This window comes from Arthrobacter sp. 05T423 (assembly GCF_056396245.1).
On the sequence record NZ_JBFTLC010000002.1, the window covers coordinates 37,117 to 55,507 of the forward strand.

Consider the following 18,391-nt stretch of genomic DNA (forward strand, 5'->3'; position numbering starts at 1 on the left):
CCGGGCTAGCTTGCCGGCGTCATTTCCGAAACACGCAGCTCATCGCCGCTGGACGAGTTGGGCGTGTAGTTCACGGACTTGGCCTTGCCGATGATGCCGGTCTGGTGCGAGATGTTTGCGAACTGCACAATCTTGTCGTTCTGGTAGGCGAAGATCTCCTCGAAGTCCTTCTTCCGCTCGCTGCCGGACGCCGCATCGGCCTTCTTGATCATGGCGTCAAACTCGGGGGTACCGAAGTAGCTCTGGGCGCCGGTGGACAGCATGTACTGGTCCACGGTGAAGGCTGCGTCGCCGGCCTGGTTGCCGTGCTGGGTCATCAGCGCCACTGCGCCTTCGCCCTTGGCGAAGGGACGGACCTGGTAGGTCAGGTGCTGGCTGGTCTCGAGCATCTTGAGCTTGACGTTGAGGCCGGCCTGGCTGAGCTGCTCCTGCAGGACCTGGCCGAGTTCAGTGATCTTGGGGAACTGGGCGCTGCGGACCACCAGCGAGATCTGCTTGGAAGTGTCCACGCCGTCGGCCTTGGCCTCGGCAACGAGGGACTTGGCCTTGACCAGGTCGAATGGCCAGCCTTTCAGCGCGGAGTTGTGGCCCACGATGCCCTCGGGAACCAGCTGCGCAGCCACCTTGTGCTTGCCTTGGTAGAGGGAGTTCACGATTCCCTCTTTGTCGATGGCGTAGTTGATGGCCTGGCGGACACGGATGTCATTGAGCGGGGCGACATTTCCGTCAAGGCGCAGGGCAACTGTTTCGTTGTTGGGGTAGTCGACGCCAAGATCACCGATGTTGTCGTCCGGGCTGAGGCCCATGGCAATGTCGGCCTCGCCGCTGGTGATCATGGCGGCCCGCACGGAGCTTTCGGAGCGCCACTGGTATTCGGCCTTGGCGTAGGCGGGTTTGTCGCCCCAGTAGCCGTCCCAGGTGGAGAGCGTGATCTTCTGCCCTGCGTCCCACTGCTCGATCTTGTAGGGGCCCGTGCCGATCGGTTCGCGGACCTTCTCGGTGGTGCTGGTCGACGTCGGAACCACCTCGAGGAAAGAAAGGCGCAGCGGCAGGATGGGATCGGGTGCGGGAGTGGAGACGGTCAGCGTGGTGGCGTCCACGGCCTTCACTTTGAGGTCGGCATCGCCGAACACGTAGCCCTCCACGTTGCAGCCGAGCTTGGAGTTGACTGCCCTGTTGATGGTGAAGGCGGCAGCTTCGGCGTTGAACGGCGTGCCGTCCTGGAACTTCACGCCTTCACGCAGCTTCAGCGTCCACTCGGTAGGGCTCGTGGCTTTCCATTCGGTGGCGAGCTTCGGTTCGAGTTCGCCCGTCTTGGGGTTCCTTTCAATCAGTGGCTCGGTGACGTTCGAGCGCACCACAACGCCGGTGGAGGTCAGGTTCGACTCACAGGCTTCCAGGGTGGGCGGTTCCTGTCCGAGGACCACGCGCACCGTGTTCGAGGAGGGGGCGGCTGCGTCGGAGTTGGCCACTGAGCAGCCGCTCAGGCCCAGCACTGCGACGGAGGCGAGTGCCGGCCACTTGAGCATGGCTGCGGCAAAAGGAAGCTTTGAAGAAGACGTCATTGTATTTCCTCCGGATCGGGTGATTGCGGCAGCGGCTGGTCCTGCGCTGGTGGAACTGCCCATGGGGATCAGGTGCTTGGGGCCGCGCTGGACTCAAGCTAATTGAGGTCCAGGGGGTCCACAAGGATTTGGCCGGGCATCAGCGGCGCGTGCAGGACGGCCAAGGCCGCACTAGGGCCCTGTGACGGCCACCTCGTGATCCGGAAATCCGCGTGATTCCGCAGGCGAGGGCGTATCAATTCACTCCGGGCATCGATCCATGCCATTTACATGTTGGACCTGTATGAATCGAAATCCTTAGGGTGCAGATATGAAGAGCATCGCCGTCCTGCAGGTCGGACCCCTCATGCCAACCGTCCAAGAATCAATCACGGAAGAATATGGAGCCGTCCGGTTCCCCGATGACCCCGCCGGGCAGGAGGAGTTCCTGCGGGTGCACGGCCGGGCCTTCGAAGTCGTCGTGACGTCCGGGAAGTTCGGCGCCGGGGCGGACCTGATGAGCGCTCTGCCCAACCTGCGCGCCGTCATCAATTTCGGCGTCGGCTATGACACCACTGACGTTGCCCAGGCTGCCGAACGTGGCATCACCGTCAGCAACACGCCAGATGTCCTCAATGACTGCGTGGCGGATATCGCCGTCGCCCTTTATCTGGACGTGCTGCGCAAAGTCAGCACGGCTGACCGCTACGTCCGCCGCGGCGACTGGCTCGCGAAGGGCAACTTCCCGCTGGCCACCAAGGCCAGCGGCAGGAAAGTGGGGATCCTGGGCCTGGGCCGAATCGGACGGGTCATCGCACGCCGGCTGGAAGGCTTCGACTGCGACATCAGCTACCACAGCCGCAATCCGTTGGACGACGTCGCATACCCGTATGCGGCTTCCCCCGTTGAGCTGGCCGCCGGCTGCGATGTGCTGATCGTGGCTGCCGCGGGAGGTCCAGGCTCAGCCAAGCTGGTGGGCGCCGACGTCATCCACGCACTGGGACCCGAGGGCTACTTGATCAACATCGCCAGGGGCTCCGTCGTGGATGAGGAAGCCCTCGTGGCTGCCCTTCTGGCCGGCCGGCTGGCTGGCGCAGGGCTGGATGTTTTCGCGGACGAGCCGAAGGTTCCAGAGGACCTCCTCAGCCTCGACAACGTCGTCCTCCTACCCCACCTGGGGAGCGGCACCCACGAGACTCGGGCCGATATGGCCGAACTGACCCTCGCGAACCTGCGTTCATACATCAGCACCGGCAGCGTCCTGACGGCGGTGCTGTGATCAGCGAGGATGCCGCAGTAGTTCCTGCGGGTATCACGCCATGCAATATGTGTGTTGGACGGGCATGAAACCGACTGTTTACAGTTAACGCGTGCTGTGGCGAGGACCACAACGGGCTGCCCACGTAACCCCCGCAGCGTGATCTTGCTGATCTATCAAAGAGGATTCCCCCATGCAGTCTGTAGACACCGCTGTCACGGATCTGGCTTCGGCCATGAAGAAGTTTTTCCGGCGCGTGCTGCCCATCATGCTGGTCATGCTCGTGTGCAACCAGTTGAACAGGTCCAACATCGGCTACGCCCAGGACCATCTGCAGGCTGACGTCGGCATCGGCGCCGCAGCCTACGGCTTCGGCGCCGGGCTGTTCTTCATCGCCTATGCCATTTTCGAGCTTCCCAGCAACGTAATGATGGAAAAGTACGGCGCCAAGATCTGGCTGACCCGGATCATGGTCAGCTGGGGCATCGTGTCCTTCCTGATGACTTTTGTGCAGAACGAGATGATGTTCTACGTCTTGCGGTTCCTGCTTGGCGCTGCCGAAGCCGGCTTCTTCCCGGCCGTCATCTTCTACTTCGCCCGCTGGGTCCCCGCTGGCCAGCGGGGCAAGGCGACTGCCGTCTTCATCGCCGGATCGTCGGTGGCAGCCGCCCTGTCGGGCCCCATCGCAGGCCTGCTCCTGAGCCTGCACGACGTCCTGGGCCTGCGCGGCTGGCAGTTGCTGTTCGGCTTTGAAGGCGTGCTCTCCGTCGCCGTCGGCATCATCGTATTCTTCTTCCTCGACGCCAAGGTCCAGGATGCCAAGTGGCTAACGGCCGGCGAAAAGTCGGCTCTGAACGCAGAGATCGCCCACGAGGACACCCAGCACGCCGAGGCCGACGGCGGCAAGGTCAACCGCTGGAAGATGCTCCTGAACCCTCAGATTCTCCTGCTGTGCGGCATCTACTTCTCGGTGCAGCTCTCTATCTACGCGAACACGTTCTGGCTGCCGACCATCGTCAAGCAGATTCCCGGCACCACGGACCTCAGCGTCGGCTTCCTCTCCTCTATCCCGTGGGTGTGTGCCGTCTTCGCCATGTACTTCGCCGCCAAGTGGCAGGACAAGGCAAAGTCCAAGCGCCCGCTGCTGGTCGCCGCACTCCTTGTGGCCGCCGTCGGCACCCTCGCCGCAGCCGTTGCTTCCCCGGTCCTTGCCTTGGTGTTCCTCGCCGTCGCGGCCATGGGCTTCAAGAGCGCGTCGCCGCTGTTCTGGACCATCCCCCAGTCCGCTCTGCACCCGCTGGTCCTGGCCCCCGCAATTGCCATCATCAACTCGCTGGGCAACCTCGGCGGTTTCGTGGCACCGTTCGGATTCGGCATCATCAAGGAGCAGACCGGCAGCGTGGTTCCCGGCCTCTTCGCCCTGGCCGCGGCGTCAACGCTGGCAGCCATCCTGGTGTACTTCCTCAAGGAGCGGAAGCCCGTCTCCGAGGTCGCCGAGAAGGCACCGGCCGCCGTCGCAACACCGCTGGAGCCGTCTACGGCGAAGTAGTGCAGCAATACTCATTGATCGTCCCGCATTGGTGGGACGGGGCCGTTCGAATGAAGCTTTGGGCGGGTGTCGGGATTCCGGCACCCGCCCAGCGGCGTTTTGGGGTAGCGGGCTCAGGGCTACACAGTCCCTCAAACAAGAAAGAACCCCGGGAAATCATCGATTTCCCGGGGTTCTGATGCGTGCGCGAGGGGGGATTTGAACCCCCACGCCCTTTCGGACACTGGCACCTGAAGCCAGCGCGTCTGCCGTTCCGCCACTCGCGCGCAACTTCTTCCACTTGGCCCAGCCGGAATCCGGCTTGCAACCTCGTAAAAGCAGCGAGATCAAGCATAACGGACACTCACCGCAAATTCCTAATCGGGGCTTTCGGCCGCCCTGCAGCCACGATCTGCGCCGGCACAGTCGGCCGTTGCGAGGCCATCAAGGCGTCCGTGTGCGCAGATTCCAGCCTGTGATCGCGCCCACAACCACCGGGGAGAAGTGAACGAATCGGGTACCCGGCGCGTTGTGGATTAAGGTCATTCCCAGACGTGGCAAGTAGTATCGGATACATAAGGGCCCGCTTCCGGCGGGCACGGTGTTTTGTTGTGACTGCATTGCCAGAATGAGTTCCTCGGGACGTACTGTCCCTCAGCAGCAAGGAAAGGAGAGGACCATGGGTTTGCTGGACAAAGTCGAACGCGGCATTGAAAAGGCGGTCCGCGGCGTCTTCTCCACCGGCTCCAAAGCCCAGGTTGAGCCCGTGGAAATCGCGAGCCGCCTGCGCCGGGAAGTGGACCATAAGGCCATCACCATCGCTGCCGGACGCACCTTGGTGCCCAACGTCTTCGATGTGCTCCTGAGTGACGAGGATTTTCAGCGCGCCCAGGAATGGGGAACCCCACTGGCCGAGGAACTCTGCGACGTCGTTATTAACCACGTCCGCAGCCAGGGATACACGCTGCAGGGCCCGGTCCGCATCTCGTTCCGCCGGGACGAATCCCACCGGGCCGGCGACTTCGAGATCACGTCAAAAACCGAAAAGTCCTCCGGTTCAGCGCCGGCCGCCCCGCGGGCAAACGTCCCGGCAGCGCCAAACCGCCAGCCAGTCCGGCTGCAGCCCGTCCTGGACATCGACGGCCAGCGGTATTCACTCAATGCGCCCTCAGTCGTCCTGGGCCGTTCATCAGAGGCTGACATCCTGGTGGACGACACCGGAGTCTCCCGCCGGCATCTGGAAATCCAGACCCACAGCGGCACCACCACCGCCGTCGATCTGGGCTCCACCAACGGCAGCTACGTCAACGGACACAAAGTGGCCGGCAGCATCGAACTCACCGACGGCTCCACCATCACGATGGGACGGACCAAAATTATCTTCCGCCTCCTGCCCGCCAACACCGGCGGCCGCCCATGAGCGAACTGACCATAACCGCCCTGCGCTTTGGATTCCTGCTTCTTCTCTGGGTACTCATCTTCAGCATCGTCTCAGCCATGCGCCGCGACCTCATGATCGGCCGCAAGGCCGCCACTGGCGCCCCCACGGCCAGGCAGGTGCGGAAGAACCCCGAACTGGCAGAGCCGGCGCCCGCTCCCGCCAAGCAGCATGCCCGCCAGCTGGTGGTGACCGAAGGCCCACTCAAGGGCCGCACGGTCCCATTGGCTGCCAGCCCCATCCTGCTGGGGCGCGCGCAGGAGGCCACACTGGTTCTTGAGGACGACTACGCTTCCGGCAGGCACGCCCGGCTCTTTCCACAGGGAAGCCGGTGGTTCATCGAGGACCTCGGCTCCACCAACGGCACCTATCTGGCCGAACAGCAGCTCACCAGGGCCCTGCCCGTGGACCTTGGTGTACCCGTGAGAATCGGCAAGACGGTCATTGAATTGAGGCCGTAGCCATGGCCGCTCCGGACATGCCCGCAGGCGAGGTGCCAGCCTCGCCCCGGCCCCTGATCCTGCGCTATGCAGCGCGATCTGACGTCGGCCGCATCCGCGCCAAGAACGACGACTCCGCTTACGTGGGCCGGCACCTCGCCGTCGTGGCGGACGGCATGGGAGGCCACGCCGGCGGCGACGTTGCTTCCGCCGCCACCGTTCTGGACATGATCCATCTGGACACCGATGATTACGACGACGACGCCGGCACCGTGCTCGCCGACGAAATCCAGACCGCCAACTCGCTGCTCTCGGAACTCGTCCACATCAATCCCAAGCTCGCGGGCATGGGCACCACCGTGACCGCCCTGCTGCTGGCCGAGGGCAAGCTTCATTTCGCCCACATTGGCGACTCCCGTGCCTACCGGCTGCGAGACGGCGAATTCGAACAGATCAGCGTGGACCACACATTCGTTCAGCGCCTTATCGACGAGGGCAGACTACGCCCCGAAGAGGCCGAAACCCATCCGCACAAGAACGTCCTGATGCGCGTCCTCGGCGATGTGGACGCGAGCCCCGAACTGGACCTCGCCACCATCGAAGTACAGCCCGGGGAGCGCTGGCTGCTCTGCTCGGACGGCCTGAACTACGTTGCCGGCCACGTCGTGGAACGCACCGTGCGGGAAACGCCGGATCTCCGCGAATGCGTCGAGACGCTCGTCGATCTCACCCTGGAGGCAGGCGCACCGGACAACGTCACCGTGGTCATGGTGGAAATCGTGGAGGAAACGCCCGACGACGTGAGCACGGCCGCCGTCGACATCGTTCCTGACGCCGGGCAGCCGGAGGCCATAACCGGCACCAAGGCTGCTGCCCCGGCTGAAGCTTCTGCTGCCTCTGTTGCCGAACCGGCCGCCGGGGCAGTCGGGAAGCAGACCTCAGATATCCCGGATGCGGTGCCGGTTGATTCCGGCCCGGCTGACGAAAAGCCAGGCTCCGCGCTTCCACCCATCCCACCCGCCGCATCACCCGCGGCGGCAGTATCCGAGCCTGACGGGGCAGGAGATGGCACCGGCAACCCGCCGTCGAGCGAACCGGCAACCAGCACCGATCCCCACCTGGGTGAACATCTGTCCGCCGAAGTGCTTCGCGAGGAGCTGTCCTCCCGGCCGCACATCCTCGTCGGCGCAGCTGTTGCTGCGGCCGAAACCGGTTCCATCCCCACCATTGCCGGCCGGACTGTCGCGCGCCGCGCAGCCACGGTCCTGACCCACAAATCGGACCAGGCCCGCGAGGAGGCAGAGGAATTCCCGCCCGCCAGGCGTCCGCGCCGCTGGCTCACCCTGGGAATCGCAGGCGCGGCACTCGTGATCCTCGCCGTCGGCCTGTGGCTGGGGTATGCATGGACCCAGACCCGCTACTACATCGGTGAGTTCGACCAGCGGGTGGCCATTTACAACGGCGTCTCCCAGCGGCTCGGGCCCATTCAGCTCTCCACCCTGGAAGCTGTCACGGACATCCGAATGGATTCGCTCCCCCAGTTCTCCCAGCAGCGGGTCCGTCAGACGGTCCCCGCCCGCGACCTCTACGACGCCCAGCGGATCGTCAAGAACCTGGAGCGTACCGGCAGCACGGCGCCGTCGGACGAATGCCTGACCCCGTCGCCGACCCCCACGCCTTCGGCTTCGGCCTCGGCGAAGGCAACGGCGACAGCCACGGGAACGGCCAAGGCAACCGCGACGCCGAAACCGACAACCACGGCATCGCCAAAGGCGACCTCGACCCCCAAACCCACGGCATCGCCGACCGCAACAGCCGGAGCCTCGGCAGTGCCCACCCCAACCGCAACCTGTGAGGGGGGCCAATGAGCCACGCCGACACCATGCCCAAACCCCGGCGCAACGTGGAACTGCTGTTGCTTGTGCTCGCCCTTTCCGTGAGCATCGGAGCCAACGCGCTGATCAGCATCGATGAACAGACCTCACTGGACACGGACTTCTGGTTCCAGTCCAGCCTGTTCGCCGTCGCGGCACTCGTGTTCCACGTGGTTCTGCGGCTCCGCGCGAAATATGCTGACCCGGTAATACTTCCGCTGGTGATCACACTCAACGGTCTGGGCCTGGCGATGATCCACCGACTCGACGCGCCCGGTGAGGACACCGGCAACAACCAGCTGCGCTGGACCGTCATCGCCATGGCCGTGGCCATCGCCGTGATCTGGTTCCTTAAGGATCACCGCGTCCTGCGCCGCTTTACCTACATTTCCCTGGCCGCCAGTGCCCTGCTCCTGATTCTGCCGCTGGTGCCGGGCATCTCTGCCGGTGAAATCCTCGGGGCCCGGGTCTGGATCCGCCTCGGTCCCATGACGTTCCAGCCGGGTGAGGTCGCCAAGATCACCCTGGCCGTATTCTTTGCCGGTTATCTTTCCTCCAACCGGGACCTCATCATGCTGGCCGGACGCAAGATCGGCCCCATGCAGTTCCCGAGGTTCAAGGACATGGGACCCATGATCACAGCCTGGCTCGTGAGTATTGGCGTGCTCATCTTCCAGCGCGACCTCGGCTCATCCGTACTGTTCTTTGGCCTGTTCATCGTAATGATCTACGTGGCTACCAGCCGCATCAGCTGGGTGGTCATCGGTGTGGCCCTGCTCCTCGGTGGCGGCTTCGTGGCGTCCAAGGTGTTTGAGCACGTTGCCCTGCGCATCGACAGCTGGCTCAATGCCTTCACCGAGGAAGTCTTCGGGCGTTCCCCCGGCGGCAGCGGCCAGATCGTGGAGGGCCTGTTCGGCATGGCCAGCGGCGGGCTCGTGGGCACCGGCCTCGGACAGGGGCGCCCCAACCTGGTGCCGTTCGCCAACAGTGACATGATCATCGCCTCCTTCGGCGAGGAACTGGGCCTGATTGGCCTCTTCGCCATCGTGATGATGTACCTGCTGCTCTTCACCCGCGGTTTCCGTGCGGCGCTCGGCACCCGCGACGCCTTCGGGAAACTCCTCGCCTGCGGCCTCTCCTTCGCGGTGGCGCTGCAGTGCTTCGTCGTGATCGGAGGCGTCACGCGGCTGATCCCGCTGACCGGCCTCACCACGCCGTTCCTGGCCGCGGGTGGGTCCTCACTGCTGGCCAACTGGATCATCGTGGGCCTGCTGCTGATGATCTCGCACTCGGCCCGGGGCCCGGTAGACACCACACCGATGCAGCCCGGCCGGACTCCGGAGGCGCAGAAGCCGATGACCGCAGCAGGCGGCCGGCAGGACCGGAACACCACCCAGACCCTCCCAGACACTCCCACCGAGGCGGTGAAACACCTGTGAACCAGGCCATTCGACATTCGTGGATCGCCGCGATCGCCATGTTCGCCCTGATTTTCGGTGCGATCAGCTACGTCCAGGTGGTGGGCGCGGACGAGCTCAAGGCCAACCCGTGGAACCGGCGGGCCATCCTGCAGAACTACTGCAACGACCGCGGCGCGATCATCGTGGGCGGTTCCGCCATCGCCGAATCCGTGCCGGGCAATGAATCCTGCAAGTTCCAGCGGAAGTACAACCAGCCCGAGTTGTATGCCGGGCTGACGGGATACTTTTCCCGGAGCTATGGCGTCACCGGCCTCGAAAGTGCCATGGATTCCCAGCTGGCCGGAAGTTCCGACCAACTGTTCTTCGACCGGATCGGGCAGCTCTTCCTAGGCAACCAACCCAAGGGTGCCTCCGTCGAGCTAACCATTGACCCGAAGATCCAGAAGCTGGCGTACGACCTCATTCCGGACGGCCAGCGTGGCTCGATCGTCGTCACGGATCCGAAGACTGGCAACATCCTGGCCATGGTCAGCAAGCCGTCCTACGATCCCAACCTCATCGCCACCCAGGACGTTGCCAAGGAGCAGGCTGCGTACAACCAGGCCATCAAGGTCCCGGGCGTCAACCTGAACCCCTCGGTCAGCGGACCCACTGGCGCCCTGCTGGCACCCGGCTCGGTTTTCAAGCTGGTGGACACGGCAGCAGCCCTGAACTCCGGCAAGTACAACGCAGACAGCGTGCTGCCCAACCCGGCGCAAATGAGCTTTCCGGGCATCCAGTACCAGCTGCCCAACTACGCCGGTGGCAACTGCTACACCCGTAACACGGCCAGCTTCGCGTTCGCGCTGCAGCAGTCCTGCAACACACCCTTCGCCAGTATTGCCCGCGACCTCGGGGAAAACGCGATTGCCCAGCAGGCCAGCAAGTTCGGATTCAACTCCGGGCTGGGCGACCAGCTCAAGCTGGACTACGCCAAGAGTATTTTCCCCTCGGACCTCGACGCGGCCGGCCTGGCCCAGTCCGCCATCGGCCAGCGCGACGTCCGCGCAACGCCGCTGCAGATCGCGCTGATGACCTCGGCCATTGCCAACGGCGGAGTGCAGATGGCTCCGAACCTCATCAAGGCCGTCCGTTCCCCCGACCTCCGGGTGCTTGACGAACCGAAGCCGGTGGCTTTGCGGACGTCCACGACGCCGGAGATTGCCGGCCAGATCACCCAATGGATGACCAGCGTGGTCAGCGAGGGCATCGCCTCGGCCGCTGGCGTTCCCGGTGTCCAGGTGGCCGGCAAGACCGGCACGGCCGAGCTGGGGAACGGCCTGAACAATTCTTGGTTTACGGGGTTTGCCCCGGCTAATGATCCGCAAGTGTCCGTCACCGTCGTCATGCAGGGCGTAGACATCACTACCGGAGCACAGCTAACCAGTCCGAACGCAAAGAAGATTTTTGAGGCGGTGTTGAATAAGTGAGGCCTACATCGGGAATCACCCTCGGCGGCAGATTCCAGTTGACCACGCGTATTGCGATCGGCGGCATGGGTGAAGTCTGGAAGGCCAAGGACCTCATCCTGGGCCGGATCGTGGCCATCAAGGTACTCAAAGAGGAGTACACGGGCGATCCCGGCTTCCTCCAGCGGTTCCGCGCCGAAGCCCGCCACACCGCCCTCCTCAACCACGTGGGCATCGCCAACGTCTTCGACTACGGCGAAGAGGAAGGCTCCGCCTACCTGGTAATGGAGCTGGTCCCCGGCCAGCCGCTGAGCAGCATCATCGAACACGAACAGGTCCTCTCGCCGGACCGGACGCTGTCCATCATGGCGCAGACGGCGCGGGCCCTCTCCGTGGCCCATGCCCAGGGCCTGGTGCACCGCGACGTCAAGCCCGGAAACCTGCTGATCACCCCCGACGGACGGGTCAAGGTCACCGACTTCGGTATTGCGCGCCTCGCAGACCAGGTGCCGCTGACGCAGACCGGCCAGGTCATGGGCACGGCCCAGTACCTCGCCCCGGAACAGGCCACCGGCCAGACCGCCACCGGCGCTTCGGACATCTACTCCCTCGGTGTGATCGGCTACGAGTGCCTCACCGGCCACCGGCCGTTCTCCGGCGAATCCCAGATTGCCATCGCACTGGCCCAGGTCAACGACGCCCCGCCGCCCCTGCCGGAGTCGCTCCCCAGGCCGGTCCGGGCCCTCCTGATGTCCATGCTGGCCAAGGACCCGAAAAACCGCCCGGCCAACGCCATCAAACTGGCCGAGGCGGCAGAGGCGATCCGCAACGGCGACATCGCTGCGGCGCACGCTGCCGTCCCCGGGATGCTGCTGTACGAGGCGGCCACCGGCGCCATGACGGCCCCGGTGAACGTCGCCACGGCGCCCACCGGCGTGATCGGTTCGGAGCAAAGCTCGACGACGGCAACTTCGGCGCTGCCTGTGCTGGGTGCAGCGGCCGCAGGCGCTGCCGCCGGCGGAGCCGCTGCTGCTGCCGCCGGGAACGCCTCGGATGCTGCCCCCACCCGCGCGGGGAGCACGCTGTCCCGTGCCGATGCCCTGGCCGCCGAGCGCAGCTGGGACCAGGACGAGGTCCAGTACGCGGAGCCGTACGACAGCGACCCCGCCGATGAGCCCGAGCGCCGGAAGCGCAGCCCGTGGACGTGGCCGCTGATCGCCCTGATCCTGCTGGTGCTGTTCGCCGTCGCAGGTATTCTCCTGAGCCAGGCGGGCTTCCTGTTCCCGGGCCAGAGCCCGGCAGCCAGCACGTCGAGCACACCCAGCCGCAGCGTGAGCACCAGTTCCACTCCCACGCCTACGCCGACGACGCAAACTCCGACGCCGACGCCTACACCGACACCCACGCAGTCCACCCCCGCAGCCATCAACGTCATTCCGGACGCATACCTCGGCAAGCAGTACAACGAGGTCCGCACCGAACTGATCGCGCTCGGCCTCAAGGTAAACGGCGAGGAAGTCTTCAACCCGGCCACGCCCGGAACGGTCACGGACCTCAACCCGTCCGGCCCGCTTCAGGCAGGCGACACCGTCAAGGTCACGTATTCCAAGGGGCCGAAGCAGATCGCCGTCCCGGACATCAGCACGGGCAGCAGCGAGTCCGAAGTCCAGTCAGCCATCGAGAAGGCCGGTCTGCGCTGGCAAAAGGGAGCCGATGAGCCCGGCGAGCCGGACCAGGACGCCGGAACGTTTGTCCGCTCGGAGCCCGAAAGCGGCCGGGAGGTCGACGCCGGATCGGTCGTGACCTACCACCTGTCCCAGGCGCTGATCCCCACGCCCACTTCCACGCCAACGCCAAGCAGTTCGCCGACCGGACGATAAGCCGTGACCACGCCACGAACTCCGTCACACCGGGAAGACAAGGTCCCGGTGACAAGTCAGCGCGTCCTGAACGGACGCTACGAACTTGGCGAACTCATCGGCCGCGGGGGCATGGCCGACGTGCACCGTGGCCTGGACACCCGCCTCGGCCGGACTGTGGCGGTCAAGCTGCTCCGTCCCGACCTGGCCCGGGACCCTCAGTTCCAGGCCAGGTTCAAGCGCGAGGCCAAGGCCGTCGCAGCCCTGAACCATCCGTCGATCGTGGCCATCTACGACACGGGCGAGCACACTGTGCCGGGCGACGCGCATGACCAGGTCCGGGTTCCTTACATCGTCATGGAGTTCGTGGCGGGCAAGACCCTCCGGGACCTGATCAGGGCCAGCGACATCACCATTGAGCAGGCGGTGGAGTACACGCTGGGCGTCCTCTCGGCACTCGAGTACAGCCACAAGGCCGGCATCGTGCACCGGGACATTAAGCCGGCGAACGTGATGTACTGCGAGAACTCGGACATGGTCAAGGTCATGGACTTCGGCATTGCCCGCGCGGTAGCCGATTCCTCCGCCACGATGACCCAGACCCAGGCCGTGGTGGGCACCGCGCAGTATCTGTCGCCGGAGCAGGCACGCGGCGAGGCGGTGGATGCGCGCAGCGACCTGTACTCGGCAGGCTGCCTGCTGTACGAAACGCTCACCGGACGCCCGCCGTTCGTGGGTGAAAGCCCCGTTTCCGTGGCCTACCAGCACGTCCGCGAGAAGCCCCAACCGCCCAGCAAGTTCAACCCGGACGTTTCCGAAGCGCTGGACAGCGTGCTGGAAAAAGCCCTGCAGAAGGACCGCGCCGACCGCTTCCAGGACGCCGCGGCCTTCCGTCGTGCCCTGCGGGCCGCGAAGAACGGGATTGCCGTTCCGGCGTTGTCGCCAAGCGAAGCGCCGACGGACCCGAATGACATTCCCGAGCCGCACCGCACGCCGCCCACGGCAGCGTTTTCCATGACCGGGGCCAGTTTCCTCGACGACGCCCCCGCTGGCCGGCTGCGACGTTCCCGGGACACCGACGACGAGTCCGTGCTGCCGGCCGAAGCCGCGGCGGTATACGAGACGGCTGACCACGACGAGCTTCCGCTGGGGTTGCCCCGCGAACGGGAACGGTCAGGCTTACAGAAGTCCCGCCGTCGGGCCTGGATCACGACGTTCGTGATCTTTACCCTCCTGGTGCTGGCCGGCGGCGGCCTGTGGTTCTACAACTTCCTCAACCAGCCGCCTGCTGCACCCTTGCGCGTCGCCATTCCCTCCGTGGAGAAGCTCTCCGAATCCGAGGCGCTGCAGACGCTTTACGACGCCAAGCTGCGGCCCCAGATCAAGCGTGTACAGCACGACTCGATCGCGAAGGGCACCGCCATCGGCACCGCGCCGCCTGCCGGATCATCGCTGGAACCGAACTCGGAGGTGGTCCTGAATATTTCGGCAGGCCCCAGTGCCGTCAAGATTCCGGAGACGCTGCCGGGGCGGACTGAGGCGGCAGCCCGGGACATCCTGCGGCAAGCAGGACTGGTTGGCGCGCCGTCCACCACCATGGCCAACAGCGCCACTGTTCCGGCGGGCCTGGTAATCACCACCAAGCCGGCGCCGGGCCAGCAGGTGGCAGTGGGGAGCACCGTCGAGATTCTGGTGTCCACGGGCAAGGTGGCCATGCCGGAGCTTCGCGGCATGACCCGTGCCGAGGCCGAGGCGGCGCTCAAGGCGCTCGGACTGACGGCCGACATCCGTGAAGTGGAGAATTCCCAGGTCCAGCCCGGTAAGGTGACCGGCCAGAGTGACCCGCTGAACTCACTGGTCGAACAGGGGCAGGTCATCACGGTGACAGTTGCAGTAGCCCCGGCTCCGGTCCCCACGCCGACGCCCACGCCCACGCCGACGAAGACCAAGTAGCCCGCGACCGAACGCATGAGGAAGGCGCCGCATGATCGAAATCCTGAACCCTGCCGAGCTGGCCCGGGCACAAGAGACAGGCGCCCTGGTCGCTGACATCCTGCAGGCGCTGAAGAGCCGCAGCGCAGTCGGCACGAACCTGCTGGAGATCGACCGGTGGGCCGAGGCCATGATTGCCGAGGCCGGAGCGCAGTCCTGCTACATCGACTATGCGCCATCCTTCGGACGCGGGCCGTTCGGGCACTACATCTGTACGGGAGTCAACGACGCCGTGCTCCACGGACTGCCCCGCGACTACGCGCTTGCCGACGGCGACCTGCTGACGCTGGACCTCGCCGTCTCCAAAAGAGGAGTCGCTGCGGACGCTGCCATCAGCTTCATCGTGGGCGAGTCACAGCCCCCGGAGAGCGTGGCGATGATCAGCGCGACCGAACGCGCATTGAGCGCAGGGATCGCCGCTGCCCGACCGGGGGCCCGCATCGGCGACATCTCCCACGCCATCGGCACGGTCCTCAGCGAGGCGGGGTATCCGGTCAACACCGAATTCGGAGGCCATGGCATCGGATCGACGATGCACCAGGACCCGCACGTTCCCAACACCGGACGGCCAGGCCGCGGTTACAAGCTGCGGCCCGGTCTGCTGCTCGCCCTGGAGCCATGGGTCATGGCCGACACCGCTGAACTCACCACTGACGCCGACGGCTGGACGCTCCGAAGTGCGACAGGCTGCCGGACAGCACACAGTGAGCACACGATCGCGATCACCAGCGACGGAGCAGAGATCCTCACCCTGCCGACGCAGGCGCACCCGCGCGGTTGATCCGCAACTGACCAATGCCCCCGGCCAGCCAGCCTAGTGCTGGATGAGCGGGCTGAGCTTGGCTGCCCGCGCGGCGGCACCCTTCATGCCCAGCGACTCGAGCCAGTTGCCCAGCATCTGGTAGCCGCCCTCGGTCAGCACGGATTCCGGGTGGAACTGAACGCCGCACAGCGGCGCGGTGCGGTGCTGCAGTCCCATCACGACGCCAGTGGCTGTTTCCGCCGTCACCTCGAGGATCTCGGGAATCGTGTCGCGGACAGCGGCGAGGGAATGGTAGCGCGTGGCCGTCACCGGAGAGGGCAGGCCAGCGAAAACGCTGCCGCCTTCATGCTGGACCAGCGAGGTCTTGCCATGCATGAGCTCGGGGGCGTGGGTCACCGTTCCCCCGTATGCCTCCGCCAGAGCCTGGTGGCCCAGGCAGACGCCGAACATCGGCTTGGTTTTCTCCCCGCACCAGCGGATCAGCTCGATGCAGACCCCGGCTTCGGAGGGCGAACCGGGACCGGGAGAGATGAGTACGCCGTCGCGCGTTTCCGCCATTTCGATCGCCTCGGCGAGCGTCACGTCATCGTTGCGGACCACTGTTGTCTCGGCGCCCAGTTCCTGGAGGTAGCCAACCAGGGTGTAGACGAAGCTGTCGTAGTTGTCCACGACCAGAATCTTTGTGCTCATGGGTTTTTTGGCGCACCAATCGTTGAGTCGGTGAATTGGGTGAATTGGGACATCCAGGGGAAAAGGAACTCGACCATCAGGAACAGGGCGCCGGCAACCAGCACCAGCGAGGTGAGGACACGGAGCCACAGCGGGCCGGGCAGATGACGGAATATCCAGCCGTACATGCTTAGCCTTCCCCTCGTGCGCGAGCCACCTGCGATGCGATTTCCGCCGGCGGCCCGGCAGAGGCGGGCTGCCAGTGGTCCAGCACCGAGTATGCGATGATCCGTTCCTCGGAGCCGAAGCGGGGATTGCAGCTGGTCATGGTGAGGAGTCTTTCGGTGGGGCGCACTCCGGGCTGGTTCGGCACCGGCAGGAGGACTTCGGCCTCGGTCGGCATGACAATCCGGTTGTTGCGGAAGACGTAGACGTAATAGCCGTCCCGCGTCTGGACGTAGATCTTGTCCCCGGGCACCAGCGTGTGGATATTGTCCAAGACGGCACCATGCGTCTGGCGGTGGCCGGCCACGGCGAAGTTTCCCACGCCGCCGGGCATCGAGGTGTTGCCGTAGTGGCCGAGGCCCAGGGTGTCCAGTACGTCCGCGCTGGTGCCCTCGACGATGGGCCGGGTGTAGTTCTCGCCGAACCGGGGAATGTACATGATCCCGATGGTGCCGCCGTGCGCGGGAGCTTCTCCCACAGCCGGCGCCCCGTAGTCCTTGGCGCCGGAAGCGGCGGCGGCGCCCGTCGGAGCCGGCGTGGGCGCGGGTGTCACCGGTCCACCCAGATCCCGGGCAAAGTCCTTGACGGCGGCGCTTTGCTTGGCGTCGGATTCCACGTTGGTCCACCACAGCTGCCAGGCAACAAACAAAAGCAGCACAATGCCGGCCGTGATGAGCAGCTCGCCGAAGATCTGGACCGCTTTGCGCAGGATCACGACGCCGGTCGCCGGCTTGGCGGTGGCCGTCACCTTCTCCTGCAATACCACGCGTTCTCCTCCAAGGCGGTTGCGGGGCACCGGTGCGGACTGAACTACAGCTAGAATTGGCTGCTAGTAAGACTTCAGACCTGACCAAGAGTGTGCAGACCGCCGGCAATCCCCTTCCAGCAGGATATCAAGCCCCGGTCCATCCTCTTGATTCAGCCGCCAAGGAGGACATGTGCCCGAGTCAAAGCCACGTAAGAAGACGGCCCGGCCGGCCGAACCCGTCTCCACGCAGGCCATCTACAAGCCGAACCCCGTCTGGTTCAAGCCTGTGATGTTTGGCCTGATGATCATCGGCCTGCTGTGGATCATCACCTTCTACATCAGCGAGGGCCAGCTGCCCGTCCAAGCATGGCAGTCCTGGAACATCCTGGCCGGCTTCGGGATCGCGATCGTAGGGTTCCTGATGACCACACGCTGGCGCTCCTGACCCGACGCCCATGACCGCAGAAGGCATCATCATCGGCGAGGATGGTCTGGCCCGACCGCTGTGGGCTTCTTCCGATCCCCTTCTGCGCGAGTACTACGACAACGAGTGGGGGCTACCCGTCCGGGACGAGCAGGGCCTTTACGAGCGCATCAGCCTCGAAGCTTTCCAGGCAGGCCTGTCCTGGGCCACGATCCTGCGCAAGCGCCCTGCCTTTCGTGCGGCCTTTTCCGACTTCCATCCCGAGACCGTCGCCGCCTTTACCGAGGCCGACGTCGAGCGGCTTCTCCAGGATCCCGGCATCGTGCGCAACCGCCTCAAGATCCGGGCCGCGATCACCAATGCCAAGGCCACCATCGCGCTGCGGCACGAGGGCGGCCTCGTTGACTTCGTCTGGAAGTTCCAGCCGTCATCCACCCCTGCGCCCCTCACCTACGCCGACGTGCCCACTACGTCCCCAGAGTCCATTGCCCTTTCCAAGGCACTGCGGAAGAAGGGCTTCGCCTTCGTGGGGCCCACCACCATGTTTGCCCTGATGGAGGCCATCGGCATGGTGGACACACACCTTGTGGACAGCCACCGCCGGGGAACCTCGGGGGTCTGGGCATAAGTGTCCGCCGCCTGAGCGCCGGTCCACAGGTGTTGGTAAAGTTTTCCACAGTGTTGATAACCCGGCCGGCTGCATCCGAAGAAATCGACGGCGTGCGCCCCGTTAGCGCCGCCGGATGGGCCAAACTTGCAT

Annotated in this window: 16 protein-coding genes and 1 tRNA gene; 12 read left to right on the plus strand and 5 right to left on the minus strand. The window is 65.1% G+C overall.

The window, feature by feature from the left end; all coding sequences use genetic code 11:
- Positions 1 to 5: 5 nt before the first annotated feature.
- Positions 6 to 1,565 (minus strand): ABC transporter substrate-binding protein, encoded by a 1,560-nt coding sequence (locus tag AC1DFE_RS02850; protein WP_476904405.1) that lies wholly within the window; start codon positions 1,563 to 1,565, stop codon positions 6 to 8.
- Between the two features lie 310 nt (positions 1,566 to 1,875).
- On the opposite strand from AC1DFE_RS02850, the gene AC1DFE_RS02855 reads away from it, so the two are divergent.
- Positions 1,876 to 2,823: a 2-hydroxyacid dehydrogenase gene (locus tag AC1DFE_RS02855; RefSeq protein ID WP_476904406.1), complete on the plus strand. Its 948-nt coding sequence runs from the start codon at positions 1,876 to 1,878 to the stop codon at positions 2,821 to 2,823.
- Between the two features lie 172 nt (positions 2,824 to 2,995).
- Entirely contained in the window at positions 2,996 to 4,351 is a 1,356-nt protein-coding gene (locus AC1DFE_RS02860; RefSeq protein WP_476904407.1) for an MFS transporter, read from the plus strand.
- 183 nt (positions 4,352 to 4,534) lie between these two features.
- Here AC1DFE_RS02860 and AC1DFE_RS02865 read toward each other — a convergent pair.
- Positions 4,535 to 4,617 (minus strand) — tRNA-Leu (locus AC1DFE_RS02865).
- Between the two features lie 392 nt (positions 4,618 to 5,009).
- Here AC1DFE_RS02865 and AC1DFE_RS02870 point away from each other — a divergent pair.
- Genes AC1DFE_RS02870 through map form a run of 8 tightly spaced genes read left to right on the plus strand, consistent with a single transcriptional unit; the run spans position 5,010 to position 15,583 of the window.
- Positions 5,010 to 5,750 carry an FhaA domain-containing protein gene (locus AC1DFE_RS02870; protein ID WP_476904408.1) on the plus strand — a complete coding sequence of 247 codons (741 nt, stop codon included), beginning with the start codon at positions 5,010 to 5,012 and terminating at the stop codon, positions 5,748 to 5,750.
- On the plus strand, positions 5,747 to 6,229 hold the full coding sequence (locus AC1DFE_RS02875) for an FHA domain-containing protein FhaB/FipA (protein ID WP_190606328.1): 483 nt from the start codon (positions 5,747 to 5,749) through the stop codon (positions 6,227 to 6,229). Before AC1DFE_RS02870 ends, AC1DFE_RS02875 begins: the two co-directional genes overlap by 4 nt.
- 2 nt (positions 6,230 to 6,231) lie before the next feature.
- Positions 6,232 to 8,076, plus strand: coding sequence for a PP2C family protein-serine/threonine phosphatase (locus AC1DFE_RS02880; protein ID WP_476904409.1), 1,845 nt, complete (start codon positions 6,232 to 6,234; stop codon positions 8,074 to 8,076).
- Positions 8,073 to 9,521: an FtsW/RodA/SpoVE family cell cycle protein gene (locus AC1DFE_RS02885; RefSeq protein WP_476904410.1), complete on the plus strand. Its 1,449-nt coding sequence runs from the start codon at positions 8,073 to 8,075 to the stop codon at positions 9,519 to 9,521. Before AC1DFE_RS02880 ends, AC1DFE_RS02885 begins: the two co-directional genes overlap by 4 nt.
- Entirely contained in the window at positions 9,518 to 10,972 is a 1,455-nt protein-coding gene (locus AC1DFE_RS02890) for a peptidoglycan D,D-transpeptidase FtsI family protein (RefSeq protein ID WP_476904411.1), read from the plus strand. Before AC1DFE_RS02885 ends, AC1DFE_RS02890 begins: the two co-directional genes overlap by 4 nt.
- Positions 10,969 to 12,831 carry a protein kinase domain-containing protein gene (locus AC1DFE_RS02895; RefSeq protein ID WP_476904412.1) on the plus strand — a complete coding sequence of 621 codons (1,863 nt, stop codon included), beginning with the start codon at positions 10,969 to 10,971 and terminating at the stop codon, positions 12,829 to 12,831. The genes AC1DFE_RS02890 and AC1DFE_RS02895 overlap by 4 nt, the downstream gene beginning before the upstream one ends.
- Positions 12,832 to 12,834: 3 nt before the next feature.
- Positions 12,835 to 14,763 carry a Stk1 family PASTA domain-containing Ser/Thr kinase gene (pknB, locus tag AC1DFE_RS02900; RefSeq protein WP_476904413.1) on the plus strand — a complete coding sequence of 643 codons (1,929 nt, stop codon included), beginning with the start codon at positions 12,835 to 12,837 and terminating at the stop codon, positions 14,761 to 14,763.
- 31 nt (positions 14,764 to 14,794) lie between these two features.
- Positions 14,795 to 15,583, plus strand: coding sequence for a type I methionyl aminopeptidase (gene map, locus AC1DFE_RS02905; RefSeq protein ID WP_476904414.1), 789 nt, complete (start codon positions 14,795 to 14,797; stop codon positions 15,581 to 15,583).
- Positions 15,584 to 15,616: 33 nt separating this feature from the next.
- On the opposite strand, the gene AC1DFE_RS02910 is transcribed toward map, so the two are convergent.
- The 3 genes from AC1DFE_RS02910 to AC1DFE_RS02920 are packed head-to-tail and all read right to left on the minus strand — an operon-like array spanning position 15,617 to position 17,225.
- Entirely contained in the window at positions 15,617 to 16,255 is a 639-nt protein-coding gene (locus AC1DFE_RS02910; protein ID WP_476904415.1) for an aminodeoxychorismate/anthranilate synthase component II, read from the minus strand.
- Positions 16,252 to 16,422: a hypothetical protein gene (locus AC1DFE_RS02915; RefSeq protein ID WP_043418205.1), complete on the minus strand. Its 171-nt coding sequence runs from the start codon at positions 16,420 to 16,422 to the stop codon at positions 16,252 to 16,254. The genes AC1DFE_RS02910 and AC1DFE_RS02915 overlap by 4 nt, the downstream gene beginning before the upstream one ends.
- 2 nt (positions 16,423 to 16,424) lie before the next feature.
- Complete coding sequence (locus tag AC1DFE_RS02920; protein WP_476904416.1) at positions 16,425 to 17,225, minus strand: class E sortase; 801 nt, start codon at positions 17,223 to 17,225, stop codon at positions 16,425 to 16,427.
- A gap of 172 nt (positions 17,226 to 17,397) precedes the next feature.
- Here AC1DFE_RS02920 and AC1DFE_RS02925 point away from each other — a divergent pair, with 172 nt between their 5' ends.
- Both AC1DFE_RS02925 and AC1DFE_RS02930 read left to right on the plus strand, forming a co-directional pair.
- Positions 17,398 to 17,652 (plus strand): cell division protein CrgA, encoded by a 255-nt coding sequence (locus AC1DFE_RS02925; RefSeq protein WP_476904417.1) that lies wholly within the window; start codon positions 17,398 to 17,400, stop codon positions 17,650 to 17,652.
- A 10-nt stretch (positions 17,653 to 17,662) separates the two neighbouring features.
- Positions 17,663 to 18,259 (plus strand): DNA-3-methyladenine glycosylase I, encoded by a 597-nt coding sequence (locus AC1DFE_RS02930; RefSeq protein WP_476904418.1) that lies wholly within the window; start codon positions 17,663 to 17,665, stop codon positions 18,257 to 18,259.
- Positions 18,260 to 18,391 lie beyond the last annotated feature (132 nt).